The 20,402-nt window shown below is 32.3% G+C and carries 16 protein-coding genes and 1 pseudogene; 14 read left to right on the forward strand and 3 right to left on the reverse strand.

Annotation, left to right across the window (positions count from 1 at the left end; translation table 11 throughout):
- Positions 1-12: 12 nt before the first annotated feature.
- Complete coding sequence (locus tag JNUCC76_RS05760) at positions 13-1,392, forward strand: cell division protein FtsK (RefSeq protein ID WP_454153334.1); 1,380 nt, start codon at positions 13-15, stop codon at positions 1,390-1,392.
- Complete coding sequence (locus JNUCC76_RS05765; protein WP_454153336.1) at positions 1,392-1,703, forward strand: hypothetical protein; 312 nt, start codon at positions 1,392-1,394, stop codon at positions 1,701-1,703. Before JNUCC76_RS05760 ends, JNUCC76_RS05765 begins: the two co-directional genes overlap by 1 nt.
- A 174-nt stretch (positions 1,704-1,877) precedes the next feature.
- Here JNUCC76_RS05765 and JNUCC76_RS05770 read toward each other — a convergent pair whose 3' ends face one another.
- Positions 1,878-2,393: a GNAT family N-acetyltransferase gene (locus JNUCC76_RS05770; RefSeq protein WP_454153338.1), complete on the reverse strand. Its 516-nt coding sequence runs from the start codon at positions 2,391-2,393 to the stop codon at positions 1,878-1,880.
- A 323-nt stretch (positions 2,394-2,716) separates the two neighbouring features.
- Here JNUCC76_RS05770 and JNUCC76_RS05775 point away from each other — a divergent pair, with 323 nt between their 5' ends.
- The 4 genes from JNUCC76_RS05775 to JNUCC76_RS05790 all read left to right on the forward strand — a co-directional run bounded on the left by JNUCC76_RS05775 (position 2,717) and on the right by JNUCC76_RS05790 (position 7,218).
- Complete coding sequence (locus JNUCC76_RS05775) at positions 2,717-3,013, forward strand: hypothetical protein (RefSeq protein ID WP_454153340.1); 297 nt, start codon at positions 2,717-2,719, stop codon at positions 3,011-3,013.
- 398 nt (positions 3,014-3,411) lie between these two features.
- Entirely contained in the window at positions 3,412-5,064 is a 1,653-nt protein-coding gene (locus tag JNUCC76_RS05780; RefSeq protein ID WP_454153342.1) for a replication initiation factor domain-containing protein, read from the forward strand.
- Between the two features lie 296 nt (positions 5,065-5,360).
- Positions 5,361-5,771, forward strand: a complete 411-nt coding sequence (locus JNUCC76_RS05785) for a hypothetical protein (RefSeq protein ID WP_454153343.1) — start codon at positions 5,361-5,363, stop codon at positions 5,769-5,771.
- Positions 5,772-6,033: 262 nt separating this feature from the next.
- A complete protein-coding gene (locus JNUCC76_RS05790) occupies positions 6,034-7,218 on the forward strand; it encodes an IS30 family transposase (RefSeq protein ID WP_454153345.1) in 1,185 nt (394 codons plus the stop codon).
- A 1,073-nt stretch (positions 7,219-8,291) separates the two neighbouring features.
- On the opposite strand, the gene JNUCC76_RS05795 is transcribed toward JNUCC76_RS05790, so the two are convergent.
- Positions 8,292-9,404 (reverse strand): SLC13 family permease, encoded by a 1,113-nt coding sequence (locus tag JNUCC76_RS05795; protein ID WP_454153347.1) that lies wholly within the window; start codon positions 9,402-9,404, stop codon positions 8,292-8,294.
- 718 nt (positions 9,405-10,122) lie between these two features.
- Between JNUCC76_RS05795 and JNUCC76_RS05800 the strand changes: the two genes are divergently transcribed.
- The 4 genes and pseudogenes from JNUCC76_RS05800 to JNUCC76_RS05815 all read left to right on the forward strand — a co-directional run bounded on the left by JNUCC76_RS05800 (position 10,123) and on the right by JNUCC76_RS05815 (position 13,226).
- Positions 10,123-10,542, forward strand: a complete 420-nt coding sequence (locus tag JNUCC76_RS05800) for a hypothetical protein (protein ID WP_454153349.1) — start codon at positions 10,123-10,125, stop codon at positions 10,540-10,542.
- Positions 10,529-10,932 (forward strand): annotated as a pseudogene (locus JNUCC76_RS05805) (transposase); the annotation flags it as partial. The gene JNUCC76_RS05800 and the pseudogene JNUCC76_RS05805, both read left to right, overlap by 14 nt.
- A 98-nt stretch (positions 10,933-11,030) precedes the next feature.
- On the forward strand, positions 11,031-11,888 hold the full coding sequence (locus JNUCC76_RS05810; RefSeq protein ID WP_454153351.1) for an SDR family oxidoreductase: 858 nt from the start codon (positions 11,031-11,033) through the stop codon (positions 11,886-11,888).
- Positions 11,889-11,912: 24 nt separating this feature from the next.
- Positions 11,913-13,226 (forward strand): amidohydrolase family protein, encoded by a 1,314-nt coding sequence (locus JNUCC76_RS05815; protein WP_454153353.1) that lies wholly within the window; start codon positions 11,913-11,915, stop codon positions 13,224-13,226.
- A gap of 66 nt (positions 13,227-13,292) precedes the next feature.
- Here JNUCC76_RS05815 and JNUCC76_RS05820 read toward each other — a convergent pair whose 3' ends face one another.
- On the reverse strand, positions 13,293-13,934 hold the full coding sequence (locus tag JNUCC76_RS05820; RefSeq protein WP_454153355.1) for an FMN-dependent NADH-azoreductase: 642 nt from the start codon (positions 13,932-13,934) through the stop codon (positions 13,293-13,295).
- Between the two features lie 604 nt (positions 13,935-14,538).
- Here JNUCC76_RS05820 and JNUCC76_RS05825 point away from each other — a divergent pair.
- From JNUCC76_RS05825 to JNUCC76_RS05840, 4 genes are all read left to right on the forward strand, one after another.
- Positions 14,539-15,291: a hypothetical protein gene (locus JNUCC76_RS05825; RefSeq protein ID WP_454153357.1), complete on the forward strand. Its 753-nt coding sequence runs from the start codon at positions 14,539-14,541 to the stop codon at positions 15,289-15,291.
- 88 nt (positions 15,292-15,379) lie between these two features.
- On the forward strand, positions 15,380-17,488 hold the full coding sequence (locus JNUCC76_RS05830; RefSeq protein WP_454153359.1) for a Dam family site-specific DNA-(adenine-N6)-methyltransferase: 2,109 nt from the start codon (positions 15,380-15,382) through the stop codon (positions 17,486-17,488).
- Positions 17,485-19,434, forward strand: a complete 1,950-nt coding sequence (locus JNUCC76_RS05835; RefSeq protein WP_454153361.1) for an AlwI family type II restriction endonuclease — start codon at positions 17,485-17,487, stop codon at positions 19,432-19,434. The genes JNUCC76_RS05830 and JNUCC76_RS05835 overlap by 4 nt, the downstream gene beginning before the upstream one ends.
- Before the next feature lie 17 nt (positions 19,435-19,451).
- Positions 19,452-20,399 (forward strand): conjugal transfer protein, encoded by a 948-nt coding sequence (locus JNUCC76_RS05840; protein WP_454153363.1) that lies wholly within the window; start codon positions 19,452-19,454, stop codon positions 20,397-20,399.
- The last annotated feature ends 3 nt before the right edge of the window (positions 20,400-20,402 follow it).

Raw genomic sequence — 20,402 nt, forward strand, 5'->3', positions numbered from 1 at the left:
AGAGGTTTGTTTATGAAATATAAAACAATTAAATATAGTGATCAATATTTGGCAAAGTCTTTATTTAAAAGGACTTTGCTTTTTATTTTGTTTTTAGTAACGGTTTGCTTTGGGTTTTGGTATTTGAATATTTTTCAATCGTTGATGCAAAGACAATATAGTTGGTGGTATCTGTCACCTATTGTGTTAAGTGTTTTGTTGACTGGTTTGTTTGGTTGGGGTTTGTTTTGGTTTTACAGGAACTACGCACCAGAACATTCCGATTTTATTTCAAAATACTTGAAAACAGTTGAACTACGCCAGATGATAAGCCTGTTGATTGTTTCCAAAGGGTTCTTTGATACTGCTAGTGATGATAATGGGACATTTATAGCTTACTTTCCAAAACTAAAGTTAAAGGTACTGCATAAAACAGGTCAACTGATTTTACAAGAGCCAGTAGACGGCCAGAAATACATGGAAAGTTTTTCTAAAAATGAGTTTGATAATGTGGTTGAAACAGCATTACTTGCTGATAGACAGACAACTGAATTTAGTAAAAATAAGATGAGTAGTACCTTTGCTTTTGACCCAATTAAGTTTAGACGACAGTTAAAAGAATTGAAACCTAAAAAAAGGCTATTGCAGATTTCAAAGGGTATTGATTGGAAGTATGATACTTTCTACAATGCTTTAATATCAGGTAACGTTGGTACTGGTAAGTCGTATACCATGTTTGCGATTATCGGGCAGTTATTACAGGTTACTAAGTATGTTGATATTATTGACCCAAAGCGTTCTGATTTGGCAAGTTTGAAATATCTTGATGAATTAAAGGGACGTGTTCATAGTACGGCATCCGAAATTAACAATGCTGTGATTAAGTATTATCAGTTAATGATGAAGCGTGCAGAGCGTATGGAAGAGTTAAAGGCATCAGGTCACATTGGCACCTATAAGGACTTTAGTTTTGAGCCTTGCTTTTTAATTTTTGATGAGTTTGGGGCTTTTGTTGAAATGAATGATAGGTTAGCCTATGACGACCCAATTAAAGCAAGCTATGATACAGCAATGTCTAATTTGAATGAGATAGCTATGCTGGGACGTGAACTTGGTTTTTATATTTTGATTGGTATGCAGAGACCTGATGCGGGTTCTTTGCCAATGGCAGTACGTAACCAATTGAATATGCGTATTAACATGGGTGTGCCGACACCAGAAATCGAAAAAATGGTGTTCCCTGATAATGAAAAACAGTTACGCCCTTTGTCATCACATTTGAAAGGGTGGGGCTTTATTAAGATTGGGGATAGTCAAGTTAGGTCATTCTTTGCACCAGAAGTACCAAGAGATTTTAATTTACATGAATACATGCGTGAAAATATCGCAATAAGAGAAAGTCAGGGGAAATAATGGCAATTGATATTATAACAATTGAGCGAACTAGATTAAGTTTAGTCAATGGTTCAAGAAATATGTCATTGATGTTAGATAAGTTGCGTTCGATTGATGCTAACGAAATGGCTAACATTAGAAATATCGTTAAAAATATTGATGTTGAAAGTGGCGCAATTGAAAATGAAACAGCGTTACGTCTTATTGCAGAAATAAGAGATGTTGATGTCTTTAATTTTACACAGGATATCGTTGATTTGATGAAGCATATTGAAAGTTCGCAAGAACAGTTAGATGCTTATATCAAGGAATTTAAAAAATTGGTCTAAATTGGCATTATTTGTGAAAAATTCTAAAATGACTAGTTTGTGAAATGTAAAAATAGTGTTATTTGATGTTTGTGAATTTTAAGATTTCACAAGCATTTTTTAGTACCTATAAACGTTGATATACCGTTACTTTGTATAGCGTACATTATGTAAACATTGATTGGTATATAGCAACTAAATGTATTTTTTGTCCAAAATGTCTTCCCATTTTTTTCCAGTGGGTTTAAAGCCAATTGATTTATAAAGATTATATGCTGACGTATTTTCATTGGTCACAACCAAATATATTTTGGAGGTGTTTAATTGCTTACCATTTTCAATTACTTTTGAAAGTAAAAACTTAGCTAATCCTTGACCTCTATAGTTTGGGTGAATGACAACATACAAAATTAATGTGATGCCTTTAAACTGCGAACTCAATAAACAACCAATAAGTTGTTTATCTTTGTACAGAGAAAAAGACAGTTGCTTAATAATGTGTCCATACTTTGAATTAAAAACTTCAGAAAGTTCGTTGTTCCAATCTTGTAAATTTTCGCCTTCGTCATCAATTGTATTGTGATAGGACTCATAAAAGAGTTTTGAGATATCAACGTTGTTTTTTACAAGAGTTTTTATAGTAAATGTAGAGGGTCTTGCAATTTTTTTATGATTTACCGATGTATTGAAAATCATAATTGTTCTGTCCATAACGATTCCTTTTTTATGTACTCAATTAAGCTGTTTTATTTTTTGGTTATTTTACTACATTATAAACATTTTACATAACAATTTGATGATTAGAATTTAAATTTCCAATTAAGCATAGAAATTTTGTCAGTTGTATTTTTTTAGAAAACAAATTTTCAACTTCAGTTATTACTTTTTGTTTTGATAATTTTTTGGTTAGTTAAATATTTGAAAGGATAAAAAATCATGAAATACCACGCTAGAAGTCCAACACTTAGCATCTTTGTTTAGCTTTGCTGTTAATTAAATATTTGTAGTTTAATAAAGAAAAGTAGGTAAAAAATATGGCTTTAGAAGTTAAAAAAATTCAATCTTTGTCCGCTCAATCAATTGAAGATTTGAAGGCCATTGAAAAGATAGGTGGACTTGAACACCTTGCTCAACTAAGTGATGAAATTAAAAAAGTAATGACAGATGAAGAACAGCTACGTGCTGTTAGTCCAATGCTGCCACCTTACTTTGCTGAACTACGCAAGAATTTAGGTTTCTTGCTTGGTACGGCTAAGTCTTTGCAGACACACGGTGTCAATCGTACAAAAGACATTCAAGGTTTGCTGGATCAATTGTCACATATCAAGTAAGTAACTATTGTTAAATCTCTAGCCTTTTACAGTTAATGTCCTGTAATAGACCGGGGCTTTATGTACATAGTGACTTTATTATTGGCGTGGCTCGTAGCGACCAGCAGAGAGACAGTGCCACGCCTTGCCCCAACGCGGAGCGTTAAGGGGGCAAAGGTGCGTGGTCGCGGTTAAGCACACACGACCAGTGTGTGTCAGCGACTGGCACATGCGCCAAAAATAAAGTCACCAAAAAGGCTTTAACCCCCAGTTACTAACAGGGGGGTTAAACCGGTAAAAACGCTGAAAGCGTCAACCCAATATGGGGAACAAACGCCGATGTGAAGCCATTTAGAACAAAAAACAAAAATGTCCACTTGAAAACGTCAAATCGGACATTTTGAGAAAGGAAAGCCGACATGATAAAGATTAACAATGAGCCAAAAGCCTACACGCCTATTTTCTTAGGCACAACACAACATAGCTTACGGTTATCGTTGGAAATACTTATTATGGTCGGTATGAAATTAAATGATGAAATTATTTATACTTATAACGTGATCGTATCGGCTATTGAATTGGGACAATTGCCTAACATCGGTAGTGAAATTGCGATTGATGAAATTACTGGTAGTGAGTTATCAGGCTTTAAGGCAAAACTTAAACATTCTGATGCGCAAATTCAAAACACAGCTTCAACTGATTTAGAAAAATTAGTTGATTCAAAAAATGTTGGTCGATACCAACTGTTGAAAGGACAAAAAACTATGACACAAGAGTTAAATGTAGCAGCATTAACAAACAATAATTTGATATTGATACGACAAATGCTTGGTGTAACACAAAAGGAACTGTCACTCGCTATGGGTATCAATGAAAAAACGATACGACGTATTGAAAATAAAGAACAAGGTATCAGTGAACGTTTTGTTAACAAGTTATTGGCAGTATATCCAGACTTAGCCCAAATTATTGAAGTGCAATTTGATTGGGTTTCATTGACGTTCCCAGATTTAACTTCAAAGCAAGTGATTGCTGATGTGTTAAGGCTTCAAGAGAATCTGTTTTTGGAACGTCCTACATCTCAAAACTTTTATACTCGTGAAATGGCATTTGCTGGCGAAAAGAATATCTATATACAAGACTTTGCACCAGTTAAAAACCCAGAAACACAAGCGATTGAGCAAAAATTTGGGACAACGCTTTATTTAACTGGTAAAGGTACACGGCTTTTTGAAAAAGCTTTGTTAGAACAAAGTATGAATTGGCGTGATTTCTTTGAAAAGGCAAGATTATATCGGGGGCATCTAACACGACTAGATATTGCGATAAATGATAAACGGGGTTTGCTAAACATGAACGACCTTGTTAAAGCTGTTCAAGAAAAACACTTTTGGAGTAAATCGAAGTCCTATGCGGTCCATGGCAATGTTGATGACGGCTGGACGGTGGACTTTGGTAAATCGCCTTTTGTTATTCGTGCCTATGATAAACACAAAGAACAAGCCAATAAAGGTTATGATACTGATGTTAAAACTCGTGTGGAATTAGAATTGCATCAGGATAAAGCAGAATATGTCCTTGATGAATGGCTTAACAATGATGAAAAGTTGGTTAATATAACTTTTGATATTTTGTACACCTATTTGTGGTTTACTAATGAGCCTATTGATGCACAGAAGCTAAAATCAGATAAAGTTCGTGAAATGATTGAGCAAACAGTTGAGCCGATGCCTGCTTGGTCACTATTAACAGCTTTAGGAAAGAAAATGAAGTTTGTTAGACAACCAAAAAGGCAAAGTGTGGAACGTATCGAAAAATGGGTATTGCAATCGGTTGTGCCTAGTTTAGCAGTGTTAAAGAAAACAGGACATTGGCATGAAATTATTGAAGCGATGAATAGTGTTGAGTTGTCGGCAGAACATCAAAAGCTGGTTAAAGCTAATTTAGTAAATGCAATTACAAATGCAAATAGTATTTTGCATCAAGAAAATATGAAATTTGATAAAGAACAGGAAGACTATCATGAAGAAACAGCAAAGTTCGAACAAAAAGTCAACTTACCATTTTGAGGGTATCATAGCTTCACACTATAAATATATATTGATGCTATCAACGTTAATATTAGTTTTTATTAGTAACACTTGATATTCATTTAAACAATTAAGAAAGAGGCATGAAGATGTATAAGGTAATCGGTGGGCATTCACAAAATGAGTATATGAACGGGGATAACTCTAGCTGATGTGATGCGCAAATTACAAAAAGAGTACCCAGCACGCAAAAAATAAATGGCGAACCGTTAAAAATTATTGATGAAAGTGGTAAGGATAAGCATTATTTAGCATAAGAAAATAGGAGAATAAGAATGCCAACAAAAATATGGTTACAGCCAGAACAATTAGAGCTGTATATCAAGCAGTTAGAACGATTTAGAGACTTATACGGTCAACTAAACCAAACATTAGAAAGCGATAGACAAGGTTTTCAATTCAAAGCTGGTGCACCAAACTTTCAAACTACGTTGAGCGTATCAATGCAATTACAAGCTAAAATTAGACAAGCACAATCTCAAACCTACGGAGATGTGCTTTTTTTTAACAAAGAATTGGCAACTAAGGTACAAGACTTAGTCTCTAAATCAATTGAGTTAACTTTTGCTTATCGTGATTTAAATTTGTTGATTCAGGGAACTGATCGCAATACCGAAAGTGGTTTGAATAAGATTGAAGAACAGTTGTGTCAAGCTAAACGTCAATTAAAGGAAAGAGCAATATGATGATAAATAATAAAATAATAGGGCATATAGTTTAGACTAGTGCTACTCACAATATTGTTATTTTTAGTGATAAACCGTTCAAACTATTTAATAACCTATATAATATTGATAGTCTCAACCTTGTACAGGTATTTATGCTTATTATTCTATTTTTGAATAAGTCAAAAAATAAAATAATAAGCATGATTGTGAAATGATACACTTGTTTTAGGGAAAAATATGATATACCCAACATTAATAATCAAAGGAGTATGTATGTTTTATGAGTGATAAAACACCTAAAAAACGAAAACGCCAACCACATCTAAACGAAAATCAACGTCACATGATTGAATACTTGTGGAATATTGAGAAAATGACACAAGCAGATATAGCAAGGCGTTTAGGCTATACACCGTCATCAATACTACGTGAACTGCATCGTGGTAACACGCTAGATTTCTCACATCTCGATAGACGAACACTGCTGAATATGGATATACACGCACGTATCAAGTATTCGGCACAACGTGGTCAATATCTAGCCTTAAAAAAGCGTAGTAAAATGGGAACTGGTCTTAAACTCACACCTGAATTAAAAGAAATCATTGAGACTTGGGTTAATGTTGAGCATTGGACGCCCGAACAAATCGCTGGCAATGTGCAAGATGTTGATGTGTCGGCATCTGTGATTAGACTATGGTCTAGGCAAGGTTTAATTGATATTCGTAAGCATAAGTATCATAGAAAAACTGGTACGCCAAAAGAGCGAGCTGTTGCACAAACTAGACGTGCTAAAGAACATGAAATGGCTAGACTACGTGAGCAATTAAAAAATGACGGAGAATTAGTCCGCCATTCTATATTTGATCGTTCACAAGTTGTAGAAAGCCGTAAACAGTTTGGTCATTGGGAAATTGATTTAGTTCTGCCTGCTAAAATGAATAATCAACGTTATCAAGATACAACTGCAATCATGACACTTACTGAACGCAAAACCAGATTTACAGTGTTAATACTGGTGCACAGTAAGAAATCTAGTGACATGGTTGAAGCTTTTAAATTATTTCACGAACGCTATGGTAGAGCTGTGCGAACTGTAACAGCTGATAACGGTTCAGAATTCATTTCATGGGACTTCTTAGAATATGTGCAGAAACAGCTTAAAATCAAGTTGTACTATGCTACACCGTCATCACCACAGCAACGTGGTTCTAATGAAAATCGAAACCGTAAGCTACGTGATTGGTATCCTAAAGGCACGTCATTTAAAGATGTGAAGCAACGACAATTAGATGAAGTAGCTTATAAAATGAATGCATTGCCACTTAGACAAGCACTTGATGGTAAACGACCAATGGAAGTCTTTGATAAAGAATATAAAGCCATGCAACGATATCGCAGAGCATATGAAAAACGTAAACAAAAAATGCTTGAGAAACAAGAAAAATCGAAAAGTAACAATTAGGACAGATAAAATAAATAATATACGATAGACACTAAAAGTGTCTTTTTTATTTACACTTAAAATTATGACTAATCATGAAAGAACAAATTTTCTGAAATGTTTGTTATAATATCGAGTAAATAGATTGCTAAAAGCTTACGTATTAACGTTTTAAAAGCGTGAAAATGTTATTTACATTTAAACAAAATCATGCTAATGTAGAGAAAGTTGTGTTTTAATTTAAACATAAAAACCGTTAATTTTACAGCAACATAACGCATATATTACCATTATATTAAACATATGGTTTTCAGCTTGACCTTAAAGTATAAACTTATAAGCATAAGGTGTGAAACAGAGATTGAAAAATTTCTGTAACATTCCTTGTGCTTATTCTTTTTGTCAAATACGAATGTTCATTAAGAAAGTATTAACATTAAAAATCAGCGCAAAAAAACACAACTAGTTTGACTAGCTGTGTTTCAGTACATTGAAAACTAAATATACTCTTGATTGATAAAATAATGCCTTCGACAACGTTATTAATGAGAATCAAAATTTAAAGTTATTTTCAATAACCTAATTTTATATGATTATCAGCCATCAATCAAGCGCAGGTACAGAGAGAAATGTCTGGTACTGTGTTGAAGAAAATCATAAGACCGATGAGATGAGCACTTATAGTGGCATATAAGTTGCGCCTAAGGCTTATGTCATAAAATATCACTTCTGAAAAAATAATAAACAAAGAAAAATAATAAATAAACCAATGATATAGTATGAGCCATTCTTTTTAAAACATTTTACTTTACGTATTGAAGGATTCCATAAAAACAATTGTATTAAGGAACTAGAACTATTGTGAAGAAATTTTAAAATCAAAGACAAAGAAATCATTTATTTAGACTTTTGTAATAAATAAAGAACTAATTTTGATGAGAATTTTACGTTAAATTACGAAATTAGATGGCTTTTAATATCGATAATTGATAAGAATCTTGTATAATTAAAATATAGAATACATATTACTATAAAATGAAAATGAATTGATACAATCTAAAAGTTTTCTAGGTATTATATTTGTTTAAATTATATTAATATCTAAAATATATTAAAGATATACCTGCAGTTATAAAGAATAATAACAGTAAAATATTTAAAAGCGAAAATGTTTTGAAGAAACTAAATGTATTGTTATTTTGCGACAAAACAGAATATTGACGTAGAGCTAAAAGGTTAGCCAATGAGGCAATGAGCGTACCTAATCCACCGACAGTGACACCTAAATATAAGCCATAACTATGTTGGGTGAATTTTGAGATTAGAATTGCAGCGGGCACATTACTGATGAATTGGCTAGTTATCAAACCGGAGAAAAACGTTTCTAAGCTTGATGTGGTGTGTTGATATAATAAAGTTTGCACGTATTTGATACGACTGATTGCGCCGACAATAATGAAAAAATTAACGAAAGTTAAAATAATCCCGTAATCAGCGTGTTTGAAAACTGACTTTTGCAAACAAACCGCCGCTAAAACACTAACTATTATTGCCATATAAACAGGTATGACTGACAAAATCCCTAAAAGAACGATTAACGTGGCGCCTAACAATAGCCAAGTTTTATGTTGGTTAATTTCAATTGATGGTAAAGTAACATCATCAGTGGGTTGATTTTTGATGACTAATAAAACAATAAACATGGATAATAACGCCACCAAACCAAAAGGTAACGACATCATCAGAAATTGACCAATTCCGAGATCGTAATGAGACACCAAATAAATGTTTTGTGGGTTACCAAAAGGTGTTAAAGCGCTGCCAAGATTGGCATATATGGTTAATAAACTGATTGTTAATATTTTTGGTACATTGATTTTTTGAGCAATATTAAAAACAATTGGCACAAGGGTCAAAATCGCAACATCGTTTGTAAAAAACATGGATCCAAAAAAAGAGCAAAGTAGAAGCACTAAAATGACAGAACGGATCGTGCTACATTTTGCAACAATGTAATTTGCTACGAATTTTAGTATATTGAGCGCTTGATAAATTGTAATAAGTAGAATTAATGCTGCTAGTGATGTAATGGTATTAGCATCAATGTCTGATAACTTGACAACACCAAACGTCATTGAGAAAACTGCAAGGATTAAGGTAATTAAAAATGTTTTATCAGTGATAATTTTTTTTAAAATGATATTCATGAGATGAATTTCCTTTGTAACTACTAGTCATAGTAAGTTTTTTTAATTGAGTTATTATACCATTTTAAATAACCAATTATAGTTGTAAATGAATATTTTTTGTTTTGGTTCAACAGTTTCTAGAATAGTAAGTTTTTTTACAACAAGGTAACAGATCTGTATGGAAGTTTACTTGATGAAATTAGTAAAGTTGTATTTGCTAATTTCTAATCAAATGACGCAAAAAATTAGAGACAGTTACGTTTTAAAAATATAAATTATTTATTTCATGTAAATTTACCAAATGATTTTTGTAAGTTTATCAATGCAAGAAAAAAGCATCGGAAAGTTTCACAGTTTTGATTTTAGTATAGATTGTGGCACATTTTTAAAAATGATTGATGCAAAAATTATTAGTGTTACTGCTCACAGTAACCAATAAAATTGTGTTCGTGTTGTTACTAAAAAAATACTTTGTACTCAATTTTGGATACAGCAAAATACATTATCAGAAGATTATGAAAGAAAAAACACAACGCAAACGTCTAGGTAAGTGCCGAAGCGTTTGATAGTAATGATTTAGTAATTGCAGAGTTACTCCTAATTATAAAAATGATCATCGTGGCGAATATAATCATTTTTATTGTGAAAATTCTTTGCCCAAAAGTACAATAATAGCATTAAAAAAAATAAACTATACTAATCCTCCTATTGACTAGACAATAGGAGGATTAGTGTATTGTCAAAATTTTTTAAGTGGTATACTCACAAGGTAAAAAAATTTCCTAAACGTATTTGGGGATTAGGGGTATTAGTAGTAATTATTACAGCCATTCTAGGCTTGGGGTTTGGTGGTTCATTATCTAGTGAAGGAATGACAATCGGTAACACACCAGCTCAAAAAGCAGCAGACATTGTTTCTAAAAATTTTAAAAACACTGCGACCGGTGCTCAAGTACAAGTTATTCTGAAAGCCAAAGATTCTTTGAAAACAAGCGAAAACCAAAAAAGAATATCGAATTTACAAAATATTTTGCAGAAACAAAGTAATGTAAAAACAGTTATCATACCTGATCAGTTGTTTAATTATGCAAGTAAGGATATGGTTGCTTATCTAACTGTTACTTATACTAATAAAATAGTCACAGTTGTTTTATGAACGTTATGGTAAAGCGGTTCGAACAATCATAGCCGATAATGATTCCGAATTTATCTCATGGGACTTTTTAGAATATGTTCAAAAAGAGCTAAAAATCAAGTTATATCATACTACACCGTCATCACCACAACAACGTGGTTCCAATGAAAACAGAAATCGTAAGCTACGTGATTGGTAACCCAAAAGCATGTCATTTAAAGATGTGAAGCAACGACAATTAGATGAAGTAGCTTCAAAATGAATAAGATGCCATTAAGACAAGCATTGAACGGAAAACGACCTATGGCAGTCTTTGAACAAGAATATAAAGCCATGCAAAGTTATCGTAGAACCTATGAAAAGCGTAAACAGCGAATGCTTGAAGAGAAAATAGTTGATAAAAATAAATAAATTTAAAATATAGTTTGTTATTGACTAAAAATTTTTCATTCTTTTACAAATTTATGTTATGATATCTATCACATTGTATAAGTATAGGAGCTTTTTACATGACAAATATTAATCATAATAATTTTGAAATACAATCTCAACCTGAACCTGGCCTAGAAAGTAAAATGATCCCTAAACCAGACGATGGTTCAAGTAACTATAATGGTCACAAAAAACTAGTAGGTAAAAAGGCCTTAATCACTGGTGGCGATTCTGGCATTGGCCGTGCTGTTGCTATTGCTTTTGCTCATGAAGGTGCAGATATTGTGATAAATTATCTTCCCGAAGAAGAAAGTGATGCACAAGAAGTTAAGCAGATTGTTGAAAAAATTGGTGGTAACATACACTTAATTCCGGGAGATTTAAAATCCGAAAAATTTAATCACAATTTGGTTGAGCAGGCTGTAAAATTGTTGGGACATATTGATATTCTTGCTTTGATAGCTGGTAAACAACAATCAATCGAACAAATTGACGATTTAACAACACAACAATTGATTGATACTTATACAACAAATGTTTTTAGTTTAGTTTGGTTGATCAAGGCAGCAAAACCATATATTAGTAGAGGCGGAAGTATCATCACTACCAGTTCATTACAGGCAGATAGACCTTCTAGTTTTTTGATAGATTATGCTGGAACAAAATCAGCAATTAGAAATATGACAATAAGTCTTGCTCAACAATTTAGTGACTATGGTATAAGAGTGAACTGTGTTGCTCCAGGACCTACGTGGACGGCACTGCAAGTAGCTGGTGGTCGACCAATCGAACAATTGCCTTCGTTTGGAAAAAATACAATTTTAAACCGTGCTGGCCAGCCTAGAGAGATTGCAACAGCATATGTTTACTTAGCTTCAAATGAATCTAGTTTTATCAATGGAGAATGTATAAAAGTAAATGGCGGTTTAGCCTAGTAAAAGAAAAATTGAGATAAAACTATGACACTAATTCTGAAAAATGCCATAATATTGGACGTTAAAAAACAACAAAAAATTCAAAGAAGTATTGTAATAGATTCAGATGGTAATATTGAACATGTTTTTTCATCAAACGAGATTGAAACTTATCTAGATCATAGCACAGAAGCTAAAGTGATGGACTGTGAAGGATATTATATATCTCCTGGTTTGATTAATGCCCACGCACACTTGTTTGCCTCTGGAAAACCATTAAATAAAAAAGTAAATCCAACATTCTTAAAATTGGGATATAAGTTATTATCAACTAAAATCGGCAATTTTTGTGTAAAAAATATCATGAAAAGAAACGCTCTAATTGAGTTGCAAAACGGTGTGACAACATTACGCTCTTTAGGTGAGTTTTTTTATCAAGATGTTAGTCTAAGAGATGAGTTTATACAAAAAAGGAAGGTTGCACCAACATTATTAGTTGCTGGCTTTTTTTTGAGCACCACTGATGGACATGGCGCGCCTTATCTTGCTCTTGAAGGTGACTCACCATGGGAGGGACGAAAAAATGTTAGAAAAAATATTAAGAAGGGTGTAGATTGGATTAAAATTTGTGTAACAGGTGGAGTCACAGACGCGAACAAGCTAGGTGAAGCTGGTTCACTACAGTTGACGGAAGAAGAAGTCAAGGCAATTTGTTCTGAAGCACATAAAAACAACACATCTGTTGCTGCTCACGTTGAAAGTACTGAAGGAGTTCGTATTGCTTTAAAAGGAGGTGTTGATACTATAGAGCATGGCGCTGAAATGGATGAGGAGATTATTGAGCTTTTCAAGAATAATCCTTATTCTTTGAAAGGTTATTCTTCTCTGGTACCAACTTTTCAAGCTGCCGCACCATTTGCTTTGCTTAAGCCAGAAATCACTGGTTTGAATAATATTACATATATAAACGGAAAAAGTATATATTATTCTATGCTTAAGGGATATCAACAGGCTTTGGGCAATAACATTTCTTTTGGCATTGGGAATGATGCTTCAATGTCATTTGTTACACATTATGATTTTTGGAGAGAACTGAGGTTACATAAAAAATTGGGTTCTCAAAATAATTTTGAAATCATTAAAGCAGCAACATTACAAAACGCTAAGCTACTTAATATAGATAAAGAATATGGCAGCATTGAAATTGGAAAAAAAGCAGATTTATTAATCACATCAAAAGATCCGACGATTGATTTAAAGAATCTATCTGAAATAGTTTCAGTTTTCAAACATGGTCAACCTGTAGCTCAATATAAATATAAGAAATATAAAAATTTAGATACATTATTGGATATATAGAAAAAAGGCAAAAATTTAAGTAAATAATTTTTGCCTTTTTATGTGCCATAATTCTTTTAAAATATTTTATTGGTAGAATTTGCTCATGTAGTTTTGAATTTCGATTTTACTTTTTTCCAGAATAACTGATCGCTCCATAAAATCTGTTCCTTCAGCTCGTATAATTTTAAAGTCATCAAAATTCATAATGTTTTTAAACATTGTTTCTAAATATTGCTTTGCGAAATCCATATTTGCGTAGATACTGCTTTGATCTGTATAAACACAGCCACTTGATTGTAGTACTAAACACTTATGATTTTGCATCAATCCTACTGACTCACCAGATTCAGTATATTTAAAAGTGTGCTTCGCGATTAGTATGTTGTCTATGTAGTCTTTTAGACGAGAAGAAATATTGAAATTATGTAATGGGGTTGCAATTATAATATGATCACTTATTTTGAATTGTTTTAATAACTTTTCGGATTGGATCGCAATTATAGATTCAGACTGTGTAAGTATCTCGTCATTTTCTTGCTTTTTCCAAACTCCTGTTAATTCTTTGTGGGAAAGAGTCGGTATTTCTTCATCATACAAATTGAGAACATCTATTTCATTTTCGGGAAACATCAGATTATAATGTTTTAAAAATTCTTCTTTAAGTGCAAATGTAAAGGAGTTAGGGTTGTTATTGTCTGGATGTGCATTCAGTAGCAAAGTTTTCATAGTGATTTCCATTTCTCATTAGGTTTATTTAAGCTAATTTTTAAATTATATATTTAAAAAAAATAAAAATCAATAATATTTCATAAGTTAGTAGAAAATGAACATTAAGATTGCTTGTATCTTTTTTATTGTGCTTAAAACACAACTGATCACAAAAGAACAAATTTTCTGAAATGTTGGTTACAACATCGAGTAAATAGATTGGTAAAAGACTATGTATCAACACGTTTATTGAGGGTTTAAAAAAACATAATCCTCAAACTCAATTATATATTCATAATCAAGATTTTTGCGACAATTTAAAAATTGATGGTATAATTGACATAACAAATAATTAGTCGAAGAAAAAATTGTATGGTAAATAGCGATAAGGTGTTCTTTTGTAATCAACTTGCGGAGTATTTACTTCATCAACATATGTTAGATTTGCTCAAGGAACAGAAAAAAGGTTTTCTACAAAAAATGTTTATTTCATAAGTTTTATTGTAACAACTTGCGCTACACATTAATTTCATAAATTAAAATTATCGAAAGTTCAAATTTAAAATATTTGAGCTTTTTTGTTTATCAAAAAAATATTAATAAAGAAAAAGAGGAAACAACAATGGTTAACAAATTTAATAAATTATCACTACAAGGCAAAAGCCTAGGAAAATTGACCTACGTAGGTCGCAACAAAGTTGGCACCAACGGTGACATTTCAGTCGCTGTACTCAATATCAATGACACATTAAATACCGAGAACATCACGCCACAAGCCGGTTTTGATTTTGCTAAACCTTTTGGTACTGAATTGAAGTTAATTAATGCTTCAATAATTGGTGGTGAAGCACGTAGTAATCGTAGAGGTGGGGCAAGAGTTGCCACAAAGTCTGGCACATTATTGCCAATGTCTGATTCAAATACTGATGACATACCAGAGGCAGAATATGATGCTGTATTTGTTTCTGGAAAAGATAAAACACCAGTGGGACGAGTACGTTCCGCTGATGCCTTTGATAGTCACGATTTGATTTTATTTAATGTGTCGCCAAACTATCAAACTGATAATCAAAACAATCCGGTTCGTGATGATAATGGTGAACCAATCATTTCAAATTATCAATTCAATTTCATGCAACAAAGTAAGTCAGGTGCAGTTAATGATGATGATACGTTCATTCGAATCTTAGTTGATCCAAACGAAAGTGAGAGATTACAAGTCGATTTGAAGCCCGGTACAAAATTAGTGCCACAAGGATTAAAGTTTGCCTTTGTTGGTAATAATGCCACCGATTGGACAGTTTATGCTGATACACTAGTCCCACTAGAAGTGAAAATACCAAATAAATCAATAAATGACAATAAAAAAGAATAATTTCAAGCACATTTTTATGTAAATTGGGAATGAGTATCGTACTTTTTTATGTTACAATATAGCTAACTGTAAAAGGAACGTGATGCCTATGATGACGACTAAAGAACTAGAAACTGAATATAAAGTTACTAGACAAACAATCAATAATTGGATTAAAAAGGGCATAATACCAGCTCCTAGGGATAAGAAAGGGCATCAGAACGTTTGGAACTCTGATCAAGTAAAATTAATCGAATCGCAAATACAACAAAAACAAAATGAACAATTATCTTTGCTTGAAAGTGAACCTGAAAAACTTCAAATAAATAATCGCAGATATTTGGGTAGTAAACAAAAGATGCTTGATTTTATAAATCAAGTCGTTTCTGAAAATACTAACCACATTAAGACAGTTGCAGATATTTTTGGTGGTACAGGTGTGGTTGCTGATATGTTTAGGCACCAAGGTAAAAACATAATAGTCAATGATATCTTAACTAGCAACTATATCTCGTACCAAACATGGTTTGGTAATAATTCTGTTGATTACCAAAAAATTACTTTAAAAATAAATGAACTGAATCAATTAAAAGGTATTTCTGGATATGTTACTGAAAATTTTGGTAATCGCTATTTTTCAAGTGATAATGCTCAAAAAATTGACGCTATTCGAGAAAAGATTGAAACCTATGACGATGTAAATGAGCGAGAAAAATATTTTCTACTGACATCATTATTATATGCAATGGATAAGGTTGCCAATACCGTTGGTCATTTTGACGCTTATCGTAAACACATGGATAGCTTGAAGCAAATTGTTTTACGTGTTCCTGAATTACATGAAAATATAGACAATAAAATCTATAATGAAGATGCGAATCAACTGGTACGTAAAATATCAGCGGACTTAGTTTACATTGATACACCATACAATTCTCGTGGGTACGAAAGCGCCTACCATGTTTTAGAAAATGTCATGGAATGGAAAAAGCCTGCTGTTGAGGGTGTTGCCAGAAAAGCTGTAAATCGTTCTGAAAAATCATCAGAATATACCAAATCAAAAGCTCCTGATGCTTTTGAAGACTTAGTTCAACATATTGATGCCAAATATATTTTGGTTTCTTATAATAATATGGCCAAAAAAGGTAACTCACGATCTAATGCTAAAATATCAAACGAAGAATTGATTAGCAGTTTAGAAAAACGTGGAACAGTACAGGTTTTTGATACTGATTTTAATGTTTTCACTACCGGGAAATCTCATATAACAAATCATAAAGAACTTTTATATTTGTGCACAGTGGACGATTCTATTATTAAATCAGCTCTAAATTATACCGGCAGTAAGCATAAATTGTTACCACAACTATTACCACTATTTCCAACAAAATATAATCGATTTGTCGATTTGTTTGCTGGCGGAGCAAGTGTAACAGCTAATATGATTAAGTTTGGACATTCTGCTACTTATCTTGTTAATGACATTGATAAACACGTGATCGATTTTTTTCAGCATCTTTCTAATGTCAGTTTTGATTCATTTCTTAAAGATGTTGAATTGCAAATTGACAAATATGGTTTCTCAAACACCAAAAAAAATGGATATAATTTTTACGGCTTAAGTAGTTCAGAGGGCTTGGCAAATTACAATAAAGAGAAATTCTTAAAACTACGCTCTGATTATAATATGAATCATTTACCAGTGTTATTTTACTTACTGATTGTTTTTGGATTTAACAACCAAATTCGATTTAATAAAAATGATGAGTATAACTTACCAGTTGGTAAAAGAGATTTTAATCAGAAGATGGAAGATAAGTTACATCGGTTTATGAATATCTTGCAAAACCAGAATATCTCTTTTTCTTCAATTGATTTTAGAAAAATTGAAGTTGAATCTGACGACTTTGTTTATGTGGATCCGCCTTATTTACTAACCAATGCTGCTTACAATGAAAATGGTGGTTGGACTAAACACGACGAACAGGATTTATATCAATATCTAGATGATATTAATCAAACTGGTGCTAAATTTGCTCTTTCTAATGTTATTTTACACAAAGGTCATGAAAATGAATTGTTGAAAAAATGGGCTTCAAAGTATCAACTTCATGTCTTAGATTATCATTATAATAACAGTAATTATCATTCTACAGCTAAGTTGAGTGAAACTGTCGAAGTATTAATTACAAACTATGTTACAGGGAGCCACAAATGAAACTATTAAGTAGTGCTGAAACCTTTAATCTTGGTGATACAAGTTTCAGGAGAGAGTCATTGATGGAAGATTATAATATTCTTCTACCTCTCTTGAAACAAATAAATGGTGAATATATAAATTGGAATAAAGAATCTCAGGGAGCTTTTTATATAAAAGCTTTAAATCAAACTAATCTTTTTTCACATAATCGTTCGGAAGATCCTACTAAGCGTGGTCGAACAGTGACAAATCCACTGGTTAAAATAGGTTTAACTGATAAAAAAAGAAGGCTCTCTAGTGTGGCTATTAATTGGATAGACGAGTCTATAACACCTATGGATGATTTTGAGAAGCTTTTTGGAATAGACGTTAACAATGTACTTTTCTTACGTCAACTAGTGAAACTGAGAGTCTATGATTCGGTAGGCAAAAATTACTTCTATCCATTTCGTGTCGCTTTACAATTATTAATCAAATATCGTAATATTCCACAACAAGATTTTTTAACAATCATACATTTAATTCAACCTACTTTTAGTGAACAAAAAATAAAGGAAATTATTAATAATTATGGAAAAGTAATTACTAATGACATCATATTTTCTGAATTTTTAGATAATAGTTTCCCAAAGGAATCTATTGATACTAGTCTTGCGATTGAAAGCCTATTTGATAGCGAAAACATCAATAAAAAAGCATTTAATTCTATTTTTGTTAATAGAAAAACTAGTAAATCACAGAATATCTATTATGATTTTATTGTAAAGTTACTAAAATTTAAAAAGACTCCAAACTCAGAAAATCTCCAATTACTATTGCAAGACTCCACAAATGATAAGATAAAGAAAGCTTTTGGATTTGGAAAGTCTGTCTTTCTTCGAAAAACAAATGTTACTGATTTTTATGATGAAAATAGTGACAATGCTTTACTGTCAAACAATAATCGGGATATCTATGATCAGTTTATACTATCAAAAAAAGAGGATATCGTAAAAGAATATTGTGATATGACGAAGAGAACATTCAATCTAACGGGAATTATTGATTTTAGTAATGGCCTAGTCAATGCAACTAATCAAGCAATACTAGAACCAATCTTTAATAATATTCCTATTGCTGGAACAGGGCAATATACTGATTATGAACAGAATTTAAGTTTTACTTTTTATCAGGATATACCACTCTCTAATATTTTGAATTTGAATACTGATGTTATTTTTAATACGTTAAAAGAAGTTTTAGATGTTACAGACAAATCAAAAGTATTAACTGCAGTTGTTACGCAAAAGGAAGATAAATTTAGATTACTTATTAGTCAGAAATTCCCAAAAGAAAAAATAATGGAAATCTTACCTTTATTCTCTGAAAGGAAAGATTCTGAAATTCATAAGTTAGTCTCTGAATATGCTACAATACCAACCATTTTTGAATATGTTGTTGGTATTGCATGGTATCACATTTCAAACGAAGATTTTTCAATAAGCGAGAGTCTCAACTTAACTTTAGATGGAAACATGCTTCCTTTGTCACATGCTGTTGGTGGTGCTGGGGATATTGTCATTGATTATAAACATATGACACTAATGATTGAAGTAACTTTGATGAATTCCCAAGCACAAAAAAGAGGTGAGTGGGAACCTGTATTAAGACATGCTACTAATTTAACTGTTTCCCGTTCTCCCAAAAATGTAACAACATTATTTATTGCAGATGAACTAGATGATAATACTATAAATATATGGCGTGCTGTTGCCAGTGTTCCTATGAAAGCAACGAACAACAACGAATTTACTAATTTAGTTAAGATTTTTCCAATGACAAATAGTGAATTGTTAAAAGTACTTGATCAATGTATTGATGAACAAAAACTTCTAAAAGACATTGATAGTTCATACAATGTTTCTTCTGAAAGCTTTGATTTATCTTGGCGAGATAAAATCTTAAACAAATCAATTAGTCAATAATTAAGAAAGGAGCATAGATGCCCAGAATTCCAAAACTCAAAATTAACTTTGAGTACGAAAAAAAGAAGAAAGAAAAACCCATCAAAATTCCTAAAGCGCATACGTTGAACTTAGGTCGGGTTCGTTCAATTGTCCTATTAATCTTAATAGGGCTTTTTATTTACTTTAGTTATGTCCTGATTCTAGCTAATGCGACTGCGCATAAGAATAGAACCTTACAACAAACAGTATTTACCTTGAATCAACGCATTAATCAAGAAAATGCAGGGACAACCAGTTATAATCCATTAGTGGATCAGTATATGACTCAGTTTTTAAAAGTTTATTATTCACCAGCAAGTGATGATTCAGATGGTCGAACAAAACAGATAACCCAATATTTGGCTAGTAATTTAACGTTACCGAGTACCGATAAAAATACTGATTTAAAGCTGGTCTCATCAACATTAACTGGCATTTTTACAGTAGATTCAGTAAAAACAGCGCAATACAATTTAACGGTTGAAGCCAATAACAAACAAAGTCAATTAACCGTTGATATTCCTTACCAACAGGATAACGAAAAACTAACCGTTACCGGCTTACCGTATGTAGCTAATCCGATTAATAGCATAAGCCATGTAGGTCAAGCTCGATTAGCTAACACCGGAAAGACACTAAATAGTGAACAAACCATCACAAAAGTGGCTAAGTTTACCAAACAATTTGCCCAGAAATATGTTTCATCATCAACGAAAGATATGACCTTTTTGATGGCAGATCCTGTTGGCTTAGATGGTGCAGTTGATTTTGTTTCTCTTGATGATAGTTCAATTAAAGTAGCTGGAACAACTAAACGTCCAATAGTGACGGCAACTATGACCGTCAAAGTTCATGATTCAGATATCACACAAGTACAAACCATTCGTCTGTATTTGAAACAACAAGCTTCAACTTATTTTGTGACTAAATTTATCCAAGCATAGAGA

Source organism: Leuconostoc sp. JNUCC 76 (genome assembly GCF_053667755.1).